Annotated in this window: 1 protein-coding gene; it reads left to right on the top strand. The window is 46.5% G+C overall.

From position 1 onward, the window contains the following. Positions 1 to 512: 512 nt before the first annotated feature. Entirely contained in the window at positions 513 to 911 is a 399-nt protein-coding gene (locus F6K53_RS44800) for a hypothetical protein (RefSeq protein ID WP_293087515.1), read from the top strand. Positions 912 to 1,100: the final 189 nt, after the last annotated feature.

Below are 1,100 nucleotides of genomic sequence, written 5' to 3'. Positions count from 1 at the left end.
TCCGGACTTTGGTTTGGCTTACTCCAACTTCTGTTGGTTTTTGGCCACTTGATGCTATGTTCGATTGGTGCCTACTGTGGCTGGGTCATAGACCGGTAGAAATCATCTTATCTATGCCCATTTGGTTTTTGGCTTCAGGTTTTTTTCTGAAGGATGACTTCCACTCTTTAAAGCTAACACGGCTTTCTGGAGATTACGAATACTTGTTGTTAAAGTTCAGGAGTCTTTACAAACTGCAATAATAAGATTAAGAAGGTTGAAGGTTGAAAGGTTGGAGGTTGAAGGTTGAAGGTTGAAGGTTACATACAGGTTATAGGTTACAGGTTGAAGGTTACAGGTTGAAGGTTGAAGGTTACAGGTTGAAGGTTACAGGTTGAAGGTTGAAGGTTACAGGTTGAAGGTTACAGGTTAGATGTAACAGGTTTAACGTTACAGATTGCCAGTTATACATCATCCGGCTTTCAGTTTTTAAGCCTCTAATCTCCAACCATCAAACCTCCAACCATCAAACCTTGGCCTATGGGCCACGCTACGCGAACAACCAACCAACCTTGGCCTATGGGCCACGCTACGCGAACAACCATCAAACCTTGGCCTATGGGCCACGCTACGCGAACAACCAACCAACCTTGGCCTATGGGCCACGCTACGCGAACAACCATCAAATCTTGGCCTATGGGCCACGCTACGCGAACAACCTCCGAACCTTGGCCTATGGGCCACGCTACGCGAACAACCTCCCAACCTTGGCCTATGGGCCACGCTACGCGAACAACCATCAAACCTTGGCCTATGGGCCACGCTACGCGAACAACCTCCCAACCTTGGCCTATGGGCCACGCTACGCGAACAACCATCACAATGGTTTGCTCTCCTATCAATGGTGGGCTTTCACCTTCGGTTCTATGTAACAATAGATTATAGGTAAATTAATAAATATAGCGATAGGGTCTTAATTACCATATGCCCATACCCTAAAGCTGACTTGTAGAGAACCATGCCCGATATCCCTAATTATTTGCGCGGTAACGAAATCCGGCAAACTTTCCTCGATTTCTACTCCCAACGGCAACACAATGTATTGCCAAGTGCTTCGTTAG

It is taken from the genome of Moorena sp. SIO4A1 (genome assembly GCF_010672065.1).
GTDB lineage: Bacteria > Cyanobacteriota > Cyanobacteriia > Cyanobacteriales > Coleofasciculaceae > Moorena.
This window is presented reverse-complemented; position numbering and strand designations above follow the sequence as displayed.